The organism is Rahnella variigena (genome assembly GCF_003610915.1).
GTDB lineage: Bacteria > Pseudomonadota > Gammaproteobacteria > Enterobacterales > Enterobacteriaceae > Rahnella > Rahnella variigena.
Window position 1 is genome coordinate 2,815,831 of sequence record NZ_NSDJ01000001.1, and the last position, 21,736, is coordinate 2,837,566.

Consider the following 21,736-nt stretch of genomic DNA (forward strand, 5'->3'; position numbering starts at 1 on the left):
ATAATCGTGCGGGCATTATGCCTTAGCGTTAAGTGAATCAAACTGTAAGGTGCCACTATGGGAAGACAGAAAGCAGTGATCAAAGCTCGTCGTGAAGCAAAACGTGTTATTCGTAATGATTCACGCAGTCACCGCCAGCGCGAGGAAGAGTCTGTGACGTCACTGGTACAGATGGGCGGTTTGGAATCGATCGGAATGGCTCGCGACAGTCGCGATACTTCCGTCATCGAAGCGCGTACTGAAGCTCAAGGTCATTACTTATCAGCCATAGAGAATAAGCAGTTAATTTTTGCCACCGGCGAAGCGGGCTGCGGCAAAACATTTATCAGCGCTGCGAAAGCGGCAGAGGCATTAATTCATAAAGAAATCGACAGAATTATAGTGACACGTCCGGTATTGCAGGCCGATGAAGATCTCGGTTTCTTACCCGGCGATATTTCTGAGAAGTTCGCGCCTTATTTCCGTCCGGTTTACGACATCTTATTACGTCGACTGGGTTCATCATTCCTGCAATATTGCTTGCGACCGGAAATAGGCAAAGTTGAAATTGCGCCATTCGCTTATATGCGCGGGCGAACTTTTGAAAATGCAGTGGTTATTCTGGATGAAGCCCAGAATGTCACGGCCAGTCAGATGAAAATGTTCCTGACCCGTCTCGGTGAAAACGTGACGGTGATCGTTAACGGTGATATTACCCAGTGCGATTTACCACGCGGCGTAGTATCGGGGCTCAGCGATGCAATGTCCCGCTTCGAAGAAGACGAGATGGTTGGCATCATTCAGTTTGGCAAAGAGGATTGCGTGCGTTCAGAACTGTGTAAACATACGCTGCACGCGTACTCTTAATTCCTCCCATGTTTCAGTAAAAAGCCCGGCGACTGGACTGTCCGGGCTTTCATCTCTTCACATCACCAGCAACCCGTATTTACAGCACTTTTTCCAGAAACCTGCGGGTACGCGCATGACGTGGACGGTCGAGCACCTGCGCCGCGCTGCCGGTTTCCACCACTGCACCATCCACCATAAACACCACCTGATCGGCCACCTGACGCGCAAAGCCTATTTCATGCGTCACTACCACCAGCGTGACGCCTGACTGAGCCAGTTTCCTGATCACATCCAGCACCTCGCCGACCAGTTCGGGATCCAGCGCTGATGTGGGTTCATCAAATAACATCACTTTCGGATTGAGTGCCAGCGCGCGGGCAATGGCGATGCGTTGTTGCTGTCCGCCTGACAGATGTCGGGGCCATGCCAGTGCTTTTTCACGCAGGCCGACGGTGTCGAGCAATTCATACGCACGGGCGATGGCCTGTTTGCGGCTTAGCAATCCGTGAACCACCGGCGCTTCGATAATGTTATCCAGCACGGTCATGTGCGGGAATAAATTGAAATTCTGGAACACATACCCGACGTGAGTACGTTGCTTGAGAATGGCGTGTTCTTTCAGTTCATACAGCGTGTCGCCTTTGCGCCGGTAACCAATGTAATCGCCATCAATCTGGATAAAACCTTCATCTACGCGTTCCAGATGATTAATGGTGCGCAGCAGGGTGGATTTTCCCGAGCCGGAAGGGCCGAGGATCACCGTCACCGTGCCCGGTTCTATGCTAAGACTGACGTTATCCAGCGCCTTATGTGCGCCGTAATATTTACTCAGATTGCTGATGTCGATGCGCCCGACGGTTGCGCTGTGCGGTTTAGGCACAAATTGCCGTTCTGCGGGAGCATCTGCCGGGCGGTTAACGAATAAATCAAAGGCTTCGGACATAGGATTTTCCCTTTAATGAGGACGGGCAACGCGCCACTGACGCAGACGCTGCAACGGAGTCGGCGCGACCTGACGAACGGTGCCGCGGGAGAAATAACGTTCGACGTAATACTGCAAAACAGACAGCACGGTGGTGATCAGCAGATACCAGATCGTCGCCACCATCAGCAACGGAATGACCTGCTGCGTGCGGTTGTAAATCACCTGCACGGTATAAAACAGTTCCGGCATCGACAGCACATAAACAATCGACGTGCCTTTCGCCAGGCTGATCACTTCATTAAATCCGGTCGGCAGAATGGAGCGCAGCGCCTGCGGCAAAATAATGCGGAAGGTGCGACGGTAAGCCGGTAATCCCAGCGCGGCGGCGGCTTCATGCTGCCCGTGCTCAACGCCTAAAATCCCGCCACGGATAATTTCTGCGGTATAGGCGGACTGCACCAGCGAAAGGCCGAGAACGGCAACCGAAAACTGATCCAGCAAATCCACCGTCGGGGTGCTGAAAAAGGAGATTGTAGTGAACGGAATGCCCAGCGACAGGTTGTCGTACAGATAGGAAAAGTTGTAGAGGATGATTAATACCAGCAACAGCGGCAATGAGCGGAACAGCCAGATATAGCCCCAGGCCAGCGCATTCAGCAGATAAGATTTCGACAGGCGGGCGAGGGCGAGAGCCGTGCCGAAAATGACGCCAAACAGGGTGCCCAGCAGGGTGAGTAACAGCGTTTTGCCCAGACCCGATAAAATCACGGGATCAAAAAACCATTGCCGGAACACGCCCCATTCCCAGCGGGAATTTGTCGCAATCGACTGAATAATCCCGAGCAGAATAAACGCTGAAAAGACGGCACCGGCCAGCCGCCACGGATAACGCGCCGGCACCACTTTCAGCGGGGGATGATTCACAGATGAAAGGGCATTTTCGCTCATAGTCTTTCTCTTTCTGTTTGCTGCTGATTACGACACCGGAACGTCGGCGGTCAGTTTCTTGGTAAACGGCAGACGACCGTCATAAGGAGGCCGGGAATAGACTTCCGGATCCAGTCGCGTATCGAACTGCGGCTGATAACCGTGAGATAAGTACAACCCGACCGCTTCCGGCTGGCGGAAACCGGTGGTGAGAAACACCTGCCGGTAACCGTAAGCGGCAGCGCGGCGTTCCAGTTCATGCAAAATTTTCTGTGCCAGCCCCTGACGGCGCAGCGAGCGGTGCGTCCAGATGCGTTTTAGCTCGGCGGTTTCGGCGTCGTAACGCTTATACGCGCCCATCGCAATGGGCGCTCCGTTTCGCAGCAGGACAATAAATGCGCCGTCGGGCCGGGCGAACACGCTGTCATCCTCAGGTTCCTTGCTGGCAAAATAGTCGCCGTAACGTTCACGGTATTCGCCGAATAAACCCTGAATCACCGGCGCAATCAGCGGATCTTCCGCTACGGTCTGGATAAATACGTCTTCGCTCATCGTGGCGTCCTCTGATTAATCGCCCAGTCCAGGCGGGTTAATTTCTGAATGATCGATTTTTTCGACGCTCTCACCCCAGCGGTCCAGAACTTTGATATAAGCCCCGCTGGCAATGGCGCTGTTCAGCGACGCCTGCACGGCATCCACCAGTCCGTTACCTTTTTTCAGCGTCACTGCGATATTGGCGGTTTTCGGCCAGCCGCCCGGCACCGTGCCGACCAGTTTGGTTTTGCCAGTCAGCAGCGCTTTATACGCACCGGTGACGTTAGGCCCGAAAGTGGCATCGGCGCGACCGGACTGGATCGCCAGCGTGGCAGCAGCGTCATCGGTGACATATTGCGGTTTCAGTGCCGGTAATCCCTTAGCCTGATTCTCTTTGTCCCAGGCAAGCAACACGGCTTCCTGATTGGTGCCGGAACCGACGATGATGCGTTTACCGGCGATATCCGGCGCAGAAGTAATGGATGTGATTTTGCTGTCGCTTTTCACGTAAAAGCCCAGCGTGTCCTGACGATAGGTCGCGAAATCAAACTTGGTTTTGCGATCTTTAGTGACGGTGATGTTGTAGATGGCAGCGTCATATTTCCCCGACGTCACACCCAGCGGCCAGTCTTCCCATGAAGCCGGCACCACTTTGAGTTTCAGGCCTAAACCGTCCGCCACCAGACGGGCGATATCGGCTTCGCTGCCGATCACGGTTTTGTTATCGCGGGCATACAGCCCGAACGGCGGGGCGCTCCCAAGAACCGCGAGTGCCACGGTCAGCGTGCCCGGTTCGACAAACTTAAAGTTCGCCGGGATTTTTGCCACGGCTTCCGGGCTTTTCGGCGTATTAATGGGGGTTTCATTGGCAATCAGATCAATACCTGGCGCGGCGTATGCCGCTGATGAAAAACTTAATATTGCCGCGATGGCGGTGGCTGTGATGGTTGCGCTATGTTTCATCATTATTATTTTTACCCTGCATTCTTATTTTAAGGGGTGATGACCGTGAAGTGACGCTTTCACTATTCCCGAGTGTTACAGGGATGTAAAACAACAAAATTAAATAATCAAAGAGAGAAAATAGAAATGCCATACGCAAAGGGCTTCGACGAAACATAAGTGATAAAGGCCAGCAACATTATTGATACCTTTTGGGCTGAGTTTTTCAAAAAAGAAAAAATAAAGAGGCACATGTTATTTTTGAGATTCACCTTAAAATATTCATATTTATCGGTGTAAGGGGATCCCCTGAAGCACGTAGAATAAACTTTCATTTGGAAGTGATTTTTAAGTTTTCCTGATTTTTATTTATAAGGATATATCCATGAGCGATGCTCAAAAAAGTCCAATCGTACGACGTAAATCAACATTACTTTATGTGGGCAAAGTGCCTGTCGGCGGAGATTCGCCAATAACGGTACAGTCAATGACGAATACCAATACGAATGATGTGAATGCCACGGTGAGTCAGATTAATGCTCTTGAAAAAGCAGGCGCAGACATTGTTCGTGTATCAGTCCCAACTATGGATGCGGCGGAGGCATTCAGAATGATTAAGGAACAGGTGAATGTTCCCCTGATTGCAGATATTCATTTTGACTATCGTATAGCGTTGCAGGTCGCAAAATACGGTGCTGATTGCCTGAGAATAAATCCCGGTAATATTGGTAATGAAGCCCGTATTCGCTCAGTCGTTGACTGCGCACGTGACAAAAATATTCCTATCCGTATCGGCATCAATGGCGGTTCACTGGAAAAAGATATTCAGGAAAAGTATGGCGAACCCACACCGGAAGCCTTGCTGGAATCTGCGATGCGTCACGTAGATATTCTGGATCGTCTGAATTTTGATATGTTTAAAATCAGTGTAAAAGCGTCAGATGTTTTTCTGGCGGTACAGTCATACCGTTTGCTGGCGGCACAAATTGTGCAACCTCTGCATCTGGGGATCACTGAAGCAGGCGGATTGCGCAGTGGTTCCGTAAAATCGGCGATTGGACTTGGTATGCTGCTGTCAGAAGGGATTGGCGATACTCTGCGTGTCTCTCTCGCCGCTGACCCTGTCGAAGAAGTGAAGGTAGGATTCGATATTTTAAAATCCCTGCGTATTCGCTCCCGTGGTATTAACTTTATAGCCTGTCCAACCTGTTCCCGGCAGGAATTTGATGTGATTAAAACCGTTAATGAACTGGAACAACGCCTTGAAGATATTACCCTTCCGATGGATGTGTCAATTATTGGGTGTGTCGTGAATGGTCCGGGTGAAGCATTGGTATCAACCTTAGGCGTTGCCGGAGGTCATAATAAAAGCAGTTTTTATGAAGGAGGCGTACGTCAGAAAGAACGTTTTGACAACGATAAAATAATTGACCAGCTTGAAAGTAAAATACGTGCCAGAGTCGCGATGATGAATCATAAAAATCATATTGATATGGTAAATGGATAATCCCAATAAAATTCGCAACGTTAATGTTTAAATAACAATGATTTTGCCGACGGGCAGTCCTGTTGCTGACAAATTTATAAATATTACAGATTTCATTTAAGCCTTTCTTTTAAGTCAAAGAGGTAAACGCCCGGAATAGCCGGGCGTATCTTCGCCAATATACGAACAGACTTTATTTTTCCCTGGTTAATTCATCCAGTGCTTTTTCAGCCAGTTGCTGGAAATATTCTGCCGCCGGATAAATAGCCGATTCGTCGGGATTAAATTGCGGATGATGCAAACCGAAATCACTGGCCGAGCCGATGCTGACAAACGCACCCGGTACGTGATGCAGGTAAAACGCAAAATCCTCACCGCCCATTTGTGCCTGCGCGACTTCGGTTTTATAGCCAAATTCATCCGCTGCTTTCAGGCTGAACTCGGCCCAGCGCGGCGTATTGACTACTGCCGGTGGCCCGCCAAACCAGTGCAATTCGGCTTTTGCGCCCAGCGCTTCTGCGACACCCGCGATGACTTTGCGGATGCGCTGCGGAATTTGCTCACGGATTTCGCTGTTGTGCGTGCGAACCGTGCCTTCGAGTTCAACGGTTTGTGGTAACACGTTCCAGGTATTGCCGCCTTCAATGCGGGTGACGCTGACCACCGCCGCTTCCTGCGCGCTGACATTGCGGCTGACCACCGTTTGCAGCGCGGTCACAATGTGGCTGGCGGTGACGATACTGTCGACGCCTTCTTCCGGATGCGCGGCGTGCGCGCCTTTGCCGGTCACGGTTATCTGGAAGCGGTCAACATTGGCGTAGAACGCGCCGCCTTTGGTGGAGAAAGTGCCGACCGGCAATTCCGGCGCATTGTGCAGACCGAAAATAGCATCCACATTTTCCAGCGCACCGGCTTTAATCAGCTGCGACGCGCCGCCGAACCGTTCTTCCGCTGGCTGGAAAAACAACCGCACGCGGCCCGGTAGCTGGTCTTCACGTGCTTTAAGCAGATGGGCAGCACCCAGAATAACCGAGGTATGGAAATCGTGTCCGCAGGCGTGCATTACACCGGGTTGTTGCGAACTGAACGGCACGCCGGACGTTTCTTCAATCGGCAGGGCATCAATGTCACCGCGAATCGCCACCACCGGACCGTGTTCAGGTCCGATTTCCGCCACCACGCCGGTTTTCAACCCGAGGGATAAAATGCGGATCCCGGCTGCATTCAGCCATTGGGTGATTTTTTGCGTGGTAACAAACTCCTGATTGGATAATTCCGGATGCTGATGTAATTCACGGCGCCAGGCGATGAGTTGTTCTTCTAATCCTGATGGATTGTCTGCTGATGAAATGTTTGCTGATGAATTGTCTGCTGATAAATTGTCAGGTGCGATGTTTTTCGTGTCTTCGGCAAGTGAAATGCTCATGGCGAAATAACCTTATTGTCTGAAAATGATTGTTACCCAAATGTAGCGGTTCATTTCATGCTAGCCAGAGCGAGGGAAATAACTAAATACTCAGTCGCTATAATTTATAGTCATTTTGCACACACGAGTGCATAGCAAATTACTGACTATAGAAACGTGTTTTTATTATTTAGCTTTGGTCGTATTTCATGGAACTCTTTTTGTCACAATGAATAAAAGGGATGCCCAGGTGAATTACCGACTGAGTTTATTAGATCAAAGCCCGATCAACGACGGGCAGACAGCGGCGCAGGCACTGGAAGCGACGCTCACTTTTGCGCAAAAAGCCGAAGCGCTGGGTTATCACCGCCTGTGGGTTTCTGAGCATCACGACACCGAAAGGCTGGCAGGCAGCTCGCCGGAAGTGCTGATTGCCTGGCTGCTGGCGCGTACATCCCGGCTGCGGATCGGTTCAGGCGGCGTGATGCTGCAACATTACAGCCCGTATAAAGTGGCCGAGAATTTCCATCTGCTGGCCTCGCTGGCGCCGGATCGCGTGGATATCGGCATCGGCAAAGCGCCCGGCGGATTGCCGCTTTCTACCAAAGCCCTGCGCGGTCATACACCGGCAGATTCCGCGCCCGGATTTCCCGCGCAGTTACAGCAACTGACGCATTATCTGACTCATCTGGATGACCATCTGGCTGGTACTGAAGCCCGTGCGTTGCCGAGTCCGCCCGTCAGTCCGCAGCGATTTCTGCTGGGTGCCAGCCCGGAAAGCGCGCGGCTGGCCGCATCGCTCGGCTGGAATTTTGTGTTCGCCGGTTTTATCAATACCTCGGAACAGGTGATGACGGAATCCGTGCTGGCCTTTCACGAATATTCTGCCGGACAAGGGCAGGCGCTGGTCAGTCTGGCGGTGCTGGCAGCAGAAACCCGCGAACGGGCGGAAGCGCTGGTGGCTGAGCAACATAATTTTCGGGTCACGGTGGGCGACCGGCACGTCACGGTGGGCACCCGCGAACAGGCGGAGGCCTTTGTACAACAGGCGGGCGCAACGCACTACCAGATTGAGCAGCAGAAGCTCAGCGTGTTGCACGGCACGCCCGGCGATATCCATCAGCAACTGCGCGATATTCAGCGCCGTCTTTGCGTGAATGAATTTGTGATCCACACCCCACTGACAGATGCCGCGGTGCGTCTGAAGTCCATCGAATTGCTGGCAGGCCAGCATTAAGGAGTTTTCATGAGCCATTCAAGTCATTCAGGCAATTCAAAAAGTATAAAGCTGGGTCTGATGCTGCACGGTGCGGGCGGACATATGAATTCGTGGCGACATGAAAAAGCGCCTGCCGATGCCAGTGTGAATTTTCCGTACTTCCGCGATTTAGCCTTGCGCGCTGAAGCTGCAGGATTTGATTTTCTGTTTGTCGCCGACGGTCTGCACATCAACGAAAAATCGCTGCCACACTTTCTGAACCGTTTCGAGCCGGTGGCACTGCTTTCTGCACTGGCATCAGCCACGCACAGCATTGGTCTGGCAGGCACCATTTCAACGTCTTACAGCGACCCGTTCACGGTGGCGCGTCAGCTGGCGTCCATCGACAATATCAGTCAGGGACGTGCGGGCTGGAATGTGGTGACATCACCGCTGGCCGGTTCCGCGAAAAATTTCGGCAAAGATCATCCTGAACACGCGCTGCGTTATCAGATTGCGGAAGAATATATCAATGTGGTGCAGGGGTTGTGGGATTCGTGGGAAGACGGCGCGTTTGTGCGTGACCGTGAAAGCGGCGTGTTTTTTGATGCGGCGAAGCTGCACAAACTGAATCATCAGGGACAGTTCTTCTCGGTGGAAGGGCCGCTGAATATTCAGCGCTCGCCACAGGGACAGCCGGTGATATTCCAGGCCGGTGCGTCTGATGCCGGTATCGCGCTGGCAGGCAAATCTGCCGATGCGGTATTCACTAACGCCCGCACGCTGGAAGAAGCGCAGGAATACGCTGCAAAATTGCAGGCGCAGGTCGCGAAAAATGGTCGTCATCCGGTCGGGATTTTCCCCGGCATCAGCCCGATAGTCGGTAAAACCGAAGAAGAGGCCGAGGCAAAATATCAGTATCTGCTTTCCCTGCTTTCGCTCGATGACGCGCTGGCGTATCTCGGGCGCTTCTTCGACCATCATGATTTCAGCCAGTATCCGCCGGACGGTGCGTTCCCGGAACTGGGTGATTTAGGACAAAACACCTTCCGTTCGACCACTGACAGCATCAAGAAACTGGCGCGGGAAGAGAACCTCACGCTGCGTGAAATCGCCTATCAGACCACGCTGCCGCGCGGTGAATTCTTCGGTACGCCGGAACAGGTGGCTGACCGCCTGATCCGCTGGGTGGAAGAGGGCGGTGCCAGCGGCTTTATCATCAGCGGACCGGTGCTGACGGAAGCGCTGGACGATATCACCCGGCTGGTTCTGCCGGTGCTGGCGGCGCGGGGTTACTGGCATCCGTCAGAGGCGCAAACCCTGCGCGAGCGGCTGGACATTCCGTTTAAAATCAACCGTTACAGCGTGCAGGAAACCCGCCGCGAGACAGTGAACGAAAAATAGTTACAACATACTAATGCTTTTATGCGAGCCCGCTCCGGTAGTCCCGAGCGGGCTTTTTGCTTTGCAGGGGATCGGCGGGGGTTGTCTCACAGAAAAAAGGGGCGTAGGTTTCGACAAAACCATAAGAAATCTTTGAACTGATAAAGGAAATGAAATGAAAGCATTGGTTCTCGAACAACAAGACAAAGCCACTCTGGCCGAAGTGAAAGACATCGCACTGCCGGAAATGGCCGCGGGTGACGTGCTGGTGGATATCAGCTGGTCAGGGCTCAATTACAAAGATGCGCTGGCGATCACCGGCAAAGGCAAAATCATCCGCCAGTTCCCGATGGTGCCGGGCATTGATTTCACCGGCCATGTAAAACGCAGTAACGATCCACGATATTCGGCGGGACAAGCGGTGATCCTCACCGGCTGGGGCGTGGGCGAAAACCACTGGGGCGGACTGGCAGAACAGGCCTGCGTCAAAGGTGACTGGCTGGTCGCACTGCCGGAAACGCTGCCTGCACGCAATGCAATGATCATCGGCACCGCCGGTTTCACCGCCATGTTATGCGTGATGGCGCTTGAAGACGCAGGCGTGACGCCGGAAAGCGGCACCGTGCTGGTGACCGGTGCCAGCGGTGGCGTCGGCAGTACCGCCGTGGCACTGCTGCATACCCTCGGTTACACTGTCACGGCCGTGACCGGACGTGGATCCACGCATGATTACCTGCGCAAACTGGGTGCCAGCGAAATTCTGTCCCGCGATGAGTTTGCCGAAACCCGTCCGCTGGAAAAACAGCTGTGGGCCGGTGCCATCGATACTGTAGGTGACAAAGTGCTGGCTAAAGTGCTGGCACAAACCAATTACGGCGGCTGCGTGGCGGCCTGCGGTCTGGCGGGGGGCTTTGGTCTGCCAACCACCGTGATGCCGTTTATTCTGCGTAACGTGCGTTTACAGGGCGTGGATTCCGTCTCTGTGCCCGCTGAACACCGTGCGGCAGTGTGGGAACGTCTGGCGAGTACGCTGCCTGAAAGCTTCTATCAGCAGGCTGCGACGGAGATTACGCTGGAGCAGGCACCGGCGTATGCCGAAGATTTTCTGAATAATAAAATTCAGGGCAGAACGCTGGTGAAAATCGGCGGTTAACCCTGTTCAGCCCCGGCATTTTAACGATGCCGGGGTGTTTTCCCCGCTCAATTTTCCCGCCGCGCTAAAGAATTTCCCCAAACCAGCCGATAAATACAACGTCCCTCTGAGACAAAAAGAGAACGGAATTCCTTATTTTCCGAACGACGCACAGCGCAAACACCGATAAAAACGAATAACGACAGGCATGGGGAAAGTATGGATAATTTTCAGAAAGAAATTGATGAGAGAACTAATCTCACTTCATCAAACCGGTTTGAGCTTTTGCTGTTCCGTCTTGGAACCTCGCCGGAAGACGAACAATCTGAACTCTTTGGTATCAACGTCTTTAAATTGCGCGAAATCGTGCCGATGCCGGCACTGACCAAAGCCGCAGGCATGTCATCGCCGATGATGGGCATGGCGAATATTCGTGGTGAAATTATTCCTGTGATTGATTTGCCCGCGGTGGTCGGCTGCGTGCCGAAAACCGGGCTGAACATTTTGCTGGTCACGGAATATGCCCGCAGCACGCAGGCGTTTGCTGTGGAATCAGTGGACGATATCGTGCGTCTCGAATGGAGTCAGGTGCTGGCTGCCGAATCCGGCGTCAAGAGCCGCAACATCACCAGTATCGCGCGTCTGGATAGCGATAAATCCAGCACCCGTCTGGCGCTGGTACTCGACGTCGAGCAGATCCTGCATGACATCATTCCGAACAGCAATATCGACATGGACAAGAAGAAAACCAGCGCGTTCAAACTGAAACCGGGCACGGTGGCGATTGTCGCGGAAGACTCGAAAGTCGCGCGTCAGATGCTGGAAAAAGGCCTGAACATGATGGAGATCCCGGCGCAGATGCACGTGACCGGTCTGGAAGCCTGGAATAAAATCCGCAAACTGGCCGAAGAGTGCAAAGCAGAAGGGCTGCCAATCGCCGATAAAATTTCCTTCGTTCTTACCGATCTGGAAATGCCGGAAATGGACGGTTTTACGCTGACGCTCAATATCAAGCGTGATGAGTTCCTGAAAAATATCCCGGTGATTATCCACTCCTCATTATCCGGCAGCGCCAACGAAGATCACGTGCGCAAAGTCGGTGCCGACGGCTACGTGGCCAAATTCGAAATTAACGAGCTGGAAGCGGCGATCCATAAAGCGCTGGATGCGAAGAAGATTGCGCACGTTTGATTTTATGAAAAATTGATTTATAAAAACCCCGCCTTATGTTGTGCGGGGTTTTTATTATTGACTTAATTCAGCGCAAACATTTGCCATGCACCTTTAATATTCTTCAGTTCAATATTACTGATCAGACAGTGGTTAGGGCTATTTGGCAGCGGATCGGTGGAGACGGTGGCATTTTTATTCACCAGTGTGGATGCGTTTGTTCCACCAGCCTGTTTCAGGCCGACCGGATGACCGGGATCTGTGGCAATTAAGGCTTCGACTTTGGCCTTATCAACGCCGGAAACGGTTTTCGTACAGAGTGCTGAAACGTTTTGTAATCTACCCGGATAACCATCCTGAGTGGCGTAATTCGCATCCGTATTGGCGGCACCGTAACGGACAACCAGCGCGCCTTTTGGCACATCATTCACTTTCGCAAAACCTTGTGCGGATACCAACATACCTGCGGCAATAACGAACATATATTTGTGTTTCATCAGAACCTCGATAACAGAGTGTTTTTGTGGTGACGATGCAGAATGTCTGCATTGTCATTTCTCATAAATTGGATACAGATAGATTACAAAACTGAATATTCTCTGAACGTTAAACGTTAGGTAACAGGGTTAACGTCGTGAGTTTCACGTCAGCTTTTTCGCATAGGCATGACTCCTGAGCAGGTTGTTATTAACCGGATTTTTGAATGTCTTTATTTACCGGCGTTTATATCGGATAAATTCACGGAACATAAATAATCTCAAAAGTTGAGGTTTGGTTATTAAGGTCCGTTTTACTGCCGTCGACGTAGCGGATTTGCACATCGTATTTATAAACCGTCTTTTTATCCGGATGAAGGATGAGGTCAATAACCGGGACTTTCACCGTGACGTCATGGTCCGGACTGGCTTCATTTAACTCAAATGTCTGGTTGCTGATATTGACCAGCATACGGGCGATAGGCCGCGGTCCGGATGAACTGTAAGCTTTCGGATCACTTTTAAAGGTCAGCGTATTGGAGATATCTACCGGTGCCGACTGGGTAATAAAATCGAGCGGTTTATCTTTGTATTTGTCGTCTAACGCAATTTTCATCGGCAGTTTGTCAGGATTAAATCCCGTGAACTGAACCTCCACTTCCCCTTTGAGTAACAAGCTTTGCTGAGATTTAGAAAACAGCGCGTCCCAGATTGTCACAAACTGACTGACGGGCAGGGTGAATGAATCGGCAATCCCGCTTTGCAGGTTGATCAGCGCATTTTTCTCCTCGGTCTTGCCTACGGGGAGTTCCAGCTGCAACGTCAGCGTATCGGCGTTGGCAAACGGCACCAGTTTGCCGTCTGACTGTTTTTGCAAAAACTGATCCCGGGCATTGGCGATGCGGTCCTGATTAACCTTTGGCAGTAAAAAATAATCCAGCGACACGGTAACCTGATCCAGGCTGGTGGCGTTTTCCGGTGCTGAGAATGAAAACGACAGCATGGGTTTAAGGTCAGTCCCAAGCCCCACCTCGAAGGTATCGGGCAGATAGTACAGGTAACTTTTCAGGACATAATCCTGATAATAGTTGTACGCCACGTTGTGATAAACCAGCGGCAGGAGCGTCAGTTGCAAGCGTGCTGGCGGCGGCAGAATGCCCTGATAAATATACGGATAGTAGTTTTGTGCAAAGTAGAAAACTTTTGGGTCGGTAATGGTATTGATAATGCTGTGATCGGTGGTGATGGCAATCACCAGCGTGGTCTGCGCATCAAAATCCGACAGGGCGCGCAACAGGGCATCACGTTGTGATAACTCATTCAGCTCCAGTTCTGCCTCATAGGTATTGTCCGTTCCGGCCTTAAGTACTTTATCGAAGATCATCTCTTCGGGATTACCGAAGGTGCTGTAGCTCAGCACAACGTAGGGGATTTGAGGTACCTGGCGACTCAGCGTGAAATTCAGCATCATCTTCCAGCTTGTGCCGTCGGTGCTGGTGGCAATCTCGTAGCGTGTTTCTCCTGAAACGACTTCTGTGCAGACTTTGGCGGCCAGATCGTCTGCCTGCACGGCCTGTACCGCCCGATAGCGTAAGTGCTTTTCGCTGATATCCGGAAATTGTTCGCGGGCGTTTTGCAGGATAATTTGGTTCAGCGTCACCAGGTTATTAAGAAATATATTCATCTTTTTCCTCAGCATATTCGGTTTGAGCCAGCGTTCTGAAGTGGTTCAGATTGGGTGACGTCCACAGGTATCGCCCGTCGTGCCGGCGGTAAAGCGGGCTTTCCGGCTGACCGGCAGGTAATTGCCAGCGGGCCAGTGCATTGATCACCGGCGTGAGCTGCGGAACGCCGGCTTGTCTGGCGTAGATCAAGGTGGCGTGCCATTCGCCGGGATGGGCGTAATAAGGCGTCAGCAAACTGAGCCTGTCGAAATCATCACCGCTCCATTGCACCGCCTGACTCAGCATGTTGAGAATGCGCGTACAGGCAGGCGGCATGACACCGCCGTCGTCCGCAAGCCGATGCAGCAAAATCAGCGCATTAGTGTTAACGCAGCAATCAAGCTGGCTGATGTTGTTGTCATCCTGCATCCAGGTGTAAAAACTCTGACACTCCGCCCACTGGTGCTGTCCGGCCGCCAGTCGGGGATCAACCTGTCTCACCTGATAACTGTTCATCTGCGCCAGCGTTTGCCTGACCTGCATCCGTGAAATTCGACCAAACTTATAAAGCAGCTCGGTGATGATGGCCGTGTCATCAATATCGGCGCAGATTTTCTGGTTCTTCATCCATTGGGGATGAGCGTCCGGCGGCCAGAAACTGAAGTGAGACGGACGGATTTCGCAGGCAGTTAAAAAATCGAGCGCCTTTTCGATACACGCTGCCGTCTGCGGGGTGTATGCCAGCGTGCGTAATACCTGCGCCGTGACAAACGCATTTTCGTCCTGATGCCAGCGCCCGTCGGGGGTTCTGACATGTGACGCAAAGGCACCACTGGCGCACTGTTGCGCCAGCAGCGTCTTCAGACCGGGACTGTCGGGTTGCGCGGTGGAAGAGGTCGGTTTTAACGACAGGACGTTAAAACGCGAATTCTGCGGACTGAAGGTGCAACTGAGTCCGCTGCGGTGTTGCCTGTCCACCGAAAAACCCACTACGTTGAACTGCACGGGAATTTCACCGGTCATCACCTGCTGGAACAAAGGCAGGGTGTGATCGTTTTGCCGCAGCAACGCCTGTACGCCGGGGAATACCCGCGAGTTGTCACCAAAGAAGCTCGCGGCCATCACAAACAGCGTCACGCTTTCCGGCGCGCCATCCTGACCGCAGGACAGACTAAAACCGTAGGTGGTTGGCGGAAAAGTCTGTCCGTTCAGAGTTTGTGCCAGTGCCTTTTCCAGTAAGGACGTCAGCGCCGGTAACAGGGATCCGCATTCGAAAAAACGCATCACGGTGGCAATATCCGCGTGGGTGATGCGTGCGCTGTGCCACTGAAAATAATACTCACGCGGCGCATCAGCCTGCTGCGGGTAATAGCCGACCATCAGTAATGACAAACCTGCCCGCCGGCAGGCAGCGGCAGAAAACTTTTCCACCGCGCCGGGCAAGCTGACTTCATCCAACGCATCGCCATGCACTTCCGAATACACCTTGGTTTTCACACCGTCAGGAGAATATTTTCGCCCCAGCCAGGAGCCAAACCGCAACGGCTGCGTGCTGCGGCTTTGTATTTCCTCCATCGCGGCAAAACAGGCTTCAACGTTATCCTGCGGCGAACCGGCAACGATATGCTGCACATGCCGGGAGAAAGCCGCCATCCGGCGGTTTTCGGTAAAGCGCGGCAGAAAAGGATCCAGCGTGCAGGCCAGCGCATGCGGTTTTGAGGTCGCGACCGTGAATTCCAGCGGGCAGCCGTTATAGGCCAGCAGGCTGGTATTGAATGCCGCAGACAAGCCGCCGGAGGTCAGCCGCGCCTGACTAAAACGGGCGATCTCCGGTGCCAGCGTTGCCCGCAAATGAGGCGCTGCCCGGCAAAGCGCATCCACCAGGGCGTTCCATGCCACCGGGAGTACGGTATTGAGTTCGGTCATCGTCAGCCGCTTACGCCACAGCCGGAATAACGATGCCCACCGGGTTTTCACTGCCTTCGAGCGTCGAGGTTTTACCGCCGACCAGGAAGTACGTAATCTTGTAATTAACCAGCCAGGGCTTCTCGGTCAGGCAGCGGTATCTGAAGGTCTGCGGGTCTTTTTTATCCTCGCTGAAGGTGTACTTTTTGCTTTTTTTGCTCTGCTTGTCGTCGAGATAGGTCAGTTCGACGATCACCTGATTACAGTTTTCCCACGAGAACTTCTTGTCGAGTAAAATGGAGATTTCGTTGAATGTCAGCACGGCGGCGGGGTCGAGGTTCAGCAAGGTTGAAGCCGATTGCGATTTTGGCTGGTAACTGCTGCTTCCTTCCCAGCCGGAGGTGGCGGCGGATTTGAAAACAAACTCACTCTGGATATCAAACAATTCGTTGACGTTGCTGCTGCGGGAAATGTTCTGGTTCCAGGTGCCGTCATCGGCGGTGAACGCCGGAGCGGTGTAAACCTGTTTGTTGTAGCCGATTTTAAAAGTCGCGGCTTTAATGCCATATTCATCAAAGCCGTCCGGCCCCAGTACGGTGAAATCAATTTTCTGGAAGAACGGATCGTTGACGTTGACTTCAATAAAGTAGGGCGCCTCTTTTTTGGCGTGCAGGATATCGCTGCCAATAAAATTTTGGGGCACGGCTGACTGGCTGATGGCTTTCGATGAGATGTAGTTAAAGTTCAGTGCTTTGGTTTCTTCGATGCGCACCATTTTTATCTCCAGCGAGCCGCTGGGGAACAGGCCACCTTTACCGCCTTCTTCTCCGTCTTCTTTCTTATCGCTGGCGATCAGAGAATCCAGAATGGAAGAACTGGCGGATTTTGCCTGGGTATTGCTGTCATCGTTAAGGCTGAGCGAGGCAGTGAAGAAGCTTTTGAGGATCTCTTCTTTGACGAACTGCAACGCCCATTCTTTTTCCTTTTCCGCCTGATCACCCGGCATACTTTCGGTGATTTTGATCACCAGTTTCTGATCCTGTTGCAACTTCTTGATGACGCTGTCAAAACCGAGCCAGAAACTGGCAGGCGTTTCTACCGGGATCGGAATGTTAGCGCCAAATTTAAGATCGAATTCTTTATAAAGGCTTTCAAATTTGGCTTCCACTTCCACTTTTAAAGCAGGCGTGATGCCGGTAAAACTCAGGTTGTAGGCTACCGCCGCCGGTGCCTGCGCCTGATTAAAGGCGGCTTCCAGAATGACCGCCTGTTCCGGTGTCAGTTTGGCGCTGAAGATGGCGCTGTTCTTGCCAAACAGGCTGGGACTTTGGGCGCTGATCAGCTCGCCATTGGTGCCTTCTGCGCCCAGAACAAAGAAATTCACCGTGCCTTTATCGAAAGGAACCTGAGCCTTGCGGGGGTTCACCGGCTTAACCTTGAGCTTGCTGAGATACTCTTTAAATGCGCTGTCGAGCACATCTTCTTCAATGGACGTATCCACTTCAAAATTGATGTATCCGCCTTGCTGACTGCTGCCGTCACCGGTGTATTTGATCAATGAAAAGACCGGCTTTTTATCATTCTGCGCGATGTGAATGTCACCGGGTAAATACCAGAACTGTGAGTCATCAGAATCATCGGCAAAGAAGGTAATGTTATTGATGGTTTGGGTTCTTTCTCTGAGTAATAACATGGCGTTTCCTTAATTGAGGTTGGCGATATCGATACTGTCTTGAACGGTGGTGGTCTGGATGTGCTCGGGTTTGTCTTTACCTTGTCCCGGCTGGTAAATGAACCAGATATCGAGATCGACGCTGAGTCGTGCAGGGTCGGGCTGATCTGCGCTAAAACACTGAGCGGCGGCGTCGGATTCGGTAAATTTAAAAACTTGTTGCAGGGTGGCGTTGCTGTCAGTTGCCGACCAGGCATAACTGGCCGAGACGATCACTTCCCCGACCTCCTGCCAGTCGAGGGTGGCAGAAAGCATTAACACCCGCTGGTGATACAGGCTGGAGAACAGGGAAACAGTCTGGCTGGTCGGCTCATTCATCTTCGCCGGTATGTGAGGAGAATTGACGGCGCTGCTGTAATCCTTGATGACCTCAAACAGATACAAATCGGGATTGGGCAGCGTGACCGGATAATGCACCGGCGGCGAACCGGCGGTTATCTGAAAACTTTTCGAGACGACGGAGGCAGGCAGCAGCATATGACGACAGCGCAGGGTCACCAGCACGGACTGATACCAGTTCCAGTCAAACTGGCTGGCTGCCGCGATGAGAAAATCATAGCGGGCATAGACTGAATCCAGATCGAGGTAAATATCGTCCAGTTCGGTGTACAGCTCGCCGGAGCTGACTGAATTCACACCGCCGAATGGCTGATTAAAATAGACGGTAAAATCGTACCCGACCGGCCAGAGCATTTTCCCGGTTTTGGGGTCGAGAATGCTCGGTGCCTTGAAATGCTTTGGCTGCACATCGCCGTTGCGAAAAGTAAATTGCTGAATATTTTCGCCATAACGCAGGCGCGCCATCACCAGCTGAACATTGCTGTCCAGTTCGGGCGTCAGTAAGCTGATTTGCACCTTACGGCTGGCAAAGAAATCATCCTGTAAATCACTCTGGCTGATCACCCGACCAGGCTGATAGTCGGTGCCTTTGACCAGTTCACCGAACAACGCCTGCGGATAAAGTGAGCGTTGCACTACTGTGGTTTCGCTCAGCTTGCCGCTTAAACGACGTTGCTCAATGTCTTTAACCGACACCCGTTGCAGATAAAAACCCGCGCGGGGCTGGGTTTGCGCAGGCACATCGGCAAACACCGGGGTGAAAAACTCACTCAGCAGGATCTGCGTCAGTTCAGCACCCGCCTGGGCGATATGCCCGTCGGGATCGGTTTCCCTGACTTTGATGGTCACCACTTTTTCGCTGATAAGACGCGACGAGGTTTTCTCGATATCCACTGAAAAAACCAGCAGGCTGAAGCCGAATGATTCCTGCAGGAATTCATAAACCTTGTCCCAGCTCGCCTCCAGTTCAAAGCTGGCAGGGGGTAACTGTTGCAGATAATCGATTTTGTAACTGACCGCGACCGGTGTCGCTTCCGGCGTTTCCATCAGCTTCGCCAGCAGGGCGATATCCGCTTGCTCAGACAATCTGGCCAGCAGATAACAATTTTGCTGGTCGTTTAACGCCGTCTTGCTGGTCTGCCCGCTGATGAAGCCGGGAATATCCAGCGTGGCACTGCACGAAATCGCCTGCAACGGTAAAAGAATGGCATCGCGCGGGATGTCCGGGCTGGCATCGGCCGCCGCGCGCGCGGCCTCCGGGCTGCTGGACAACAAGGTCTGCAATGACAAGGTGGCATAGTAAACGGTGGCCGGTTCGCGGCTGTTTCTGAAAATCTGTAGCTGAACGGCGGGCTGATTGTCGTGCGTCACTTTGATGCACGGCGCAGCGGCGCAGTAAAAATACAGAGCGCTGTCCGGGTCGGCACGGATAAAACAAATGTTTTGCACTACGATCTGGCTGTTCATAGCGACAATCCTGCGTTGCGAAAGTAAAGGCAGGGCAAAGACTTCTTGCCCTGCGTTTTTCAGAGCATCAGAAACTCACCACCACGATTGAGGTGGTATTCGACACCGTCTTGTCGATGGTTTTTTCTTCGCCCTGATCGCCGTAGTACAGGGTCGAGGTATAGGTTATCTCCGGCTCATTACCACTTTCTGCCTGCATGAGATCGAAGGTCAGGGACTGGGTCAGCGACTTGCTGTCAAATTCGGTCACCACCAGGCTTTGCGTTTCGCTGAAGTCCCATTTCGGGTATTTGACCGTCATTTCAAAGGTGATCAGCGACACCTCCTTCTGCGTATATTTGAAGATGATGGTGTACTTCTGCTGTTTCGGCAGGGCGTTAGCGATCAGGATCTGGTTGCCATGTATCAGCCCGTAGCCCGGTAACTGCGGACTGGTCTCAACCCCAGTGGGAATGTAAGTCAGGCTGTCGCCATCGATGGCATAGTAGTCGGCGGAGTAATAAATGGGTTTTTCCACGGCGGTGCCGATCGGATAAATGAAAGGCTTAGGTGGCACGCTTGCGCTGATCACCTGGCTGCTGGTTTTAAGTTCGACGCCTTTATCCGGATCGGAATATTGGGTTTTAACCACCACCTGACTGAAGACTTTCCATCCCTGCGGATCGAGCAGAGTGGAAATGTCGGCAAACACTACGCCGCATTGGGCGGTATTGATGGTGATAATCAGATCCCGGTCGCTCTGGATCTCGCCAGAATGATAGGGTTTAGCCTGTAACCCGCTGAAATTGACGGTATAGGAGTATTTAAAGGCGCGACCCAGTTCAGGCTTGATATACCATTTGCCGGTTTTTTTCGGATCCATATCTTTAGGGCTAAACTGCAGGGTGCTTTGATTGTCTTTGTCGTAGATGGCGGTCACGACAATATTGGCAATGTTATAGGTGGACAAATCCTGGGTGACAAAAAATTCAGGCTGTATGTATTGATAGAAAGGATCGTTAAGGTCGTACTCTTTGAAATATTCTTTGAGATTGTCTTCACCCACGATGGACTGAATAGACGGCAACTGGGTCTGCGGCGCAATAGCAAACGACACGACCGAGTTTTCGTCATAAACGCGGGTAAAGCTTTTGGTCTGGCTCAGGCTTTCCTGGAATTTCCCAAAGTTGCCTGCGTCATTAAGCATATCCAGACTCATGTCCAGCCCGGTCTGACTGCTCAGGATTTGCTCAACCTGCTTCTGTCCCCACGCCGTCAGGCCTTCTTTCCATTTAATGTACTGATCGGGTGTCATGCCCATTTCTGCTGCGGTCAGCCCGACCTGGACATCAATTTTGATCGCGCCTTTTTCGATGTATTCCCGCTCAATTTTTTTCTCATCCGCCGACCACGTATGGTAAGAAATAGTTTGCGTGACGGACTTGGTGATCTCGCTGTCGTAGCTGACCGTGACTTTGGCTGCGGGCAGGGAGGCATCCAGATTGAAGTTAAAACGAACGCCCACGCTGGAGTTCTTATCCGTGCCGGTCAGCACATTTTCAAACAGGGTGGCGCCTTCGCCGGTCAGCGTCAGGCCGAACACGGTACGGTTATCGCCCAGACCAGATGGCGATAATGGGGTCGGGATCTGACGATAGAATTTCTCATTATCATCAAGAATTAACGTGGCCTGCGCCGAGGTGTACGACGGCTGTAACAGATTGATTTTTTGCGCTTCTTCCGGCAACAACTCCGGCAGGAACTGATCATTGCCTTTGCTGCTGTCGTACAGCGAGACAAACTTGCTGGCCTGCTCAGCATTCAGACCGGTATTTTTCAGCGCCGTGTCCATAGCCGCTTTCTTGGTCTGGTTTTCAGGATCCGCCACCGAGGCCTGTTCAGCTTTCACATAGGTGACAATCAGCGTCGATTTCGCCGTCAGCTGGCCCTGAATATTGCCGTACAGTTCCGCGCGGATTTTGATTTGCAGGTCTTCGGAAGGCAGCGGCAACATCACGGTAAACTGGGTATAACCGCCTTGCATATCTTCGCCGCGATACTTGTAAAACATAAAGCTGGGGCTTTTGTCATCCCTGGCGACAAATACCGGAATTTCTGGCACCACGTAATACGTGTTCTTGTCGAGGCTGTCGCCGTAACAGGTACAGATATACTCAGTTTCGCCCAGATACTTATCAGTAGGGATTTTGATCGACTGCTGCAAAGCGGTAGTTAACATAGGGT

Annotated in this window: 17 protein-coding genes; 6 read left to right on the forward strand and 11 right to left on the reverse strand. The window is 52.2% G+C overall.

Annotated features, from left to right (window positions below):
• Positions 1 to 57: 57 nt before the first annotated feature.
• The gene (phoH, locus tag CKQ54_RS13150; protein WP_112289210.1) at positions 58 to 846 is read left to right on the forward strand and encodes a phosphate starvation-inducible protein PhoH; all 789 of its coding nucleotides are present in this window, start codon (positions 58 to 60) and stop codon (positions 844 to 846) included.
• Between the two features lie 79 nt (positions 847 to 925).
• Here the strand turns inward: phoH and CKQ54_RS25660 are convergent, their stop codons facing one another.
• From CKQ54_RS25660 to CKQ54_RS13170, 4 genes are read right to left on the reverse strand one after another with little or no spacing between them, the layout of a single operon-like run.
• Complete coding sequence (locus CKQ54_RS25660; RefSeq protein ID WP_244220205.1) at positions 926 to 1,771, reverse strand: amino acid ABC transporter ATP-binding protein; 846 nt, start codon at positions 1,769 to 1,771, stop codon at positions 926 to 928.
• 12 nt (positions 1,772 to 1,783) lie between these two features.
• Positions 1,784 to 2,701 (reverse strand): amino acid ABC transporter permease, encoded by a 918-nt coding sequence (locus CKQ54_RS25665; protein WP_120163464.1) that lies wholly within the window; start codon positions 2,699 to 2,701, stop codon positions 1,784 to 1,786.
• Positions 2,702 to 2,728: 27 nt separating this feature from the next.
• A complete protein-coding gene (locus tag CKQ54_RS13165) occupies positions 2,729 to 3,232 on the reverse strand; it encodes a GNAT family N-acetyltransferase (protein ID WP_112289212.1) in 504 nt (167 codons plus the stop codon).
• 15 nt (positions 3,233 to 3,247) lie between these two features.
• Positions 3,248 to 4,177 carry an ABC transporter substrate-binding protein gene (locus CKQ54_RS13170; protein WP_181955548.1) on the reverse strand — a complete coding sequence of 310 codons (930 nt, stop codon included), beginning with the start codon at positions 4,175 to 4,177 and terminating at the stop codon, positions 3,248 to 3,250.
• A gap of 364 nt (positions 4,178 to 4,541) precedes the next feature.
• On the opposite strand from CKQ54_RS13170, the gene ispG reads away from it, so the two are divergent.
• Positions 4,542 to 5,663, forward strand: a complete 1,122-nt coding sequence (gene ispG / locus CKQ54_RS13180; protein ID WP_112289214.1) for a flavodoxin-dependent (E)-4-hydroxy-3-methylbut-2-enyl-diphosphate synthase — start codon at positions 4,542 to 4,544, stop codon at positions 5,661 to 5,663.
• A 172-nt stretch (positions 5,664 to 5,835) separates the two neighbouring features.
• On the opposite strand, the gene CKQ54_RS13185 is transcribed toward ispG, so the two are convergent.
• Entirely contained in the window at positions 5,836 to 7,068 is a 1,233-nt protein-coding gene (locus CKQ54_RS13185) for a M20 peptidase aminoacylase family protein (protein WP_120163461.1), read from the reverse strand.
• 229 nt (positions 7,069 to 7,297) lie between these two features.
• Here CKQ54_RS13185 and CKQ54_RS13190 point away from each other — a divergent pair, with 229 nt between their 5' ends.
• From CKQ54_RS13190 to CKQ54_RS13205, 4 genes are all read left to right on the forward strand, one after another.
• On the forward strand, positions 7,298 to 8,284 hold the full coding sequence (locus CKQ54_RS13190) for an MsnO8 family LLM class oxidoreductase (RefSeq protein ID WP_120163470.1): 987 nt from the start codon (positions 7,298 to 7,300) through the stop codon (positions 8,282 to 8,284).
• Between the two features lie 9 nt (positions 8,285 to 8,293).
• Positions 8,294 to 9,649, forward strand: coding sequence for an LLM class flavin-dependent oxidoreductase (locus tag CKQ54_RS13195; protein ID WP_120163460.1), 1,356 nt, complete (start codon positions 8,294 to 8,296; stop codon positions 9,647 to 9,649).
• Positions 9,650 to 9,803: 154 nt separating this feature from the next.
• Positions 9,804 to 10,781, forward strand: a complete 978-nt coding sequence (gene acuI / locus CKQ54_RS13200) for an acrylyl-CoA reductase (NADPH) (protein WP_120163459.1) — start codon at positions 9,804 to 9,806, stop codon at positions 10,779 to 10,781.
• A 198-nt stretch (positions 10,782 to 10,979) separates the two neighbouring features.
• Positions 10,980 to 11,951: a chemotaxis protein gene (locus CKQ54_RS13205; protein ID WP_120163458.1), complete on the forward strand. Its 972-nt coding sequence runs from the start codon at positions 10,980 to 10,982 to the stop codon at positions 11,949 to 11,951.
• A gap of 62 nt (positions 11,952 to 12,013) precedes the next feature.
• On the opposite strand, the gene CKQ54_RS13210 is transcribed toward CKQ54_RS13205, so the two are convergent.
• The 6 genes from CKQ54_RS13210 to CKQ54_RS13235 all read right to left on the reverse strand — a co-directional run bounded on the left by CKQ54_RS13210 (position 12,014) and on the right by CKQ54_RS13235 (position 21,731).
• Positions 12,014 to 12,427: a hypothetical protein gene (locus tag CKQ54_RS13210; protein ID WP_120163457.1), complete on the reverse strand. Its 414-nt coding sequence runs from the start codon at positions 12,425 to 12,427 to the stop codon at positions 12,014 to 12,016.
• 241 nt (positions 12,428 to 12,668) lie between these two features.
• Positions 12,669 to 14,090, reverse strand: coding sequence for a hypothetical protein (locus CKQ54_RS13215; protein WP_120163456.1), 1,422 nt, complete (start codon positions 14,088 to 14,090; stop codon positions 12,669 to 12,671).
• Positions 14,074 to 16,047 (reverse strand): hypothetical protein, encoded by a 1,974-nt coding sequence (locus CKQ54_RS13220; RefSeq protein ID WP_244220206.1) that lies wholly within the window; start codon positions 16,045 to 16,047, stop codon positions 14,074 to 14,076. The genes CKQ54_RS13215 and CKQ54_RS13220 overlap by 17 nt, the downstream gene beginning before the upstream one ends.
• Positions 16,007 to 17,668 carry a hypothetical protein gene (locus CKQ54_RS13225; protein WP_120163454.1) on the reverse strand — a complete coding sequence of 554 codons (1,662 nt, stop codon included), beginning with the start codon at positions 17,666 to 17,668 and terminating at the stop codon, positions 16,007 to 16,009. Before CKQ54_RS13225 ends, CKQ54_RS13220 begins: the two co-directional genes overlap by 41 nt.
• A gap of 9 nt (positions 17,669 to 17,677) precedes the next feature.
• Positions 17,678 to 19,513, reverse strand: a complete 1,836-nt coding sequence (locus CKQ54_RS13230) for a hypothetical protein (protein ID WP_120163453.1) — start codon at positions 19,511 to 19,513, stop codon at positions 17,678 to 17,680.
• A gap of 67 nt (positions 19,514 to 19,580) precedes the next feature.
• Positions 19,581 to 21,731, reverse strand: a complete 2,151-nt coding sequence (locus CKQ54_RS13235; protein WP_120163452.1) for a hypothetical protein — start codon at positions 21,729 to 21,731, stop codon at positions 19,581 to 19,583.
• Between the last annotated feature and the right edge of the window lie 5 nt (positions 21,732 to 21,736).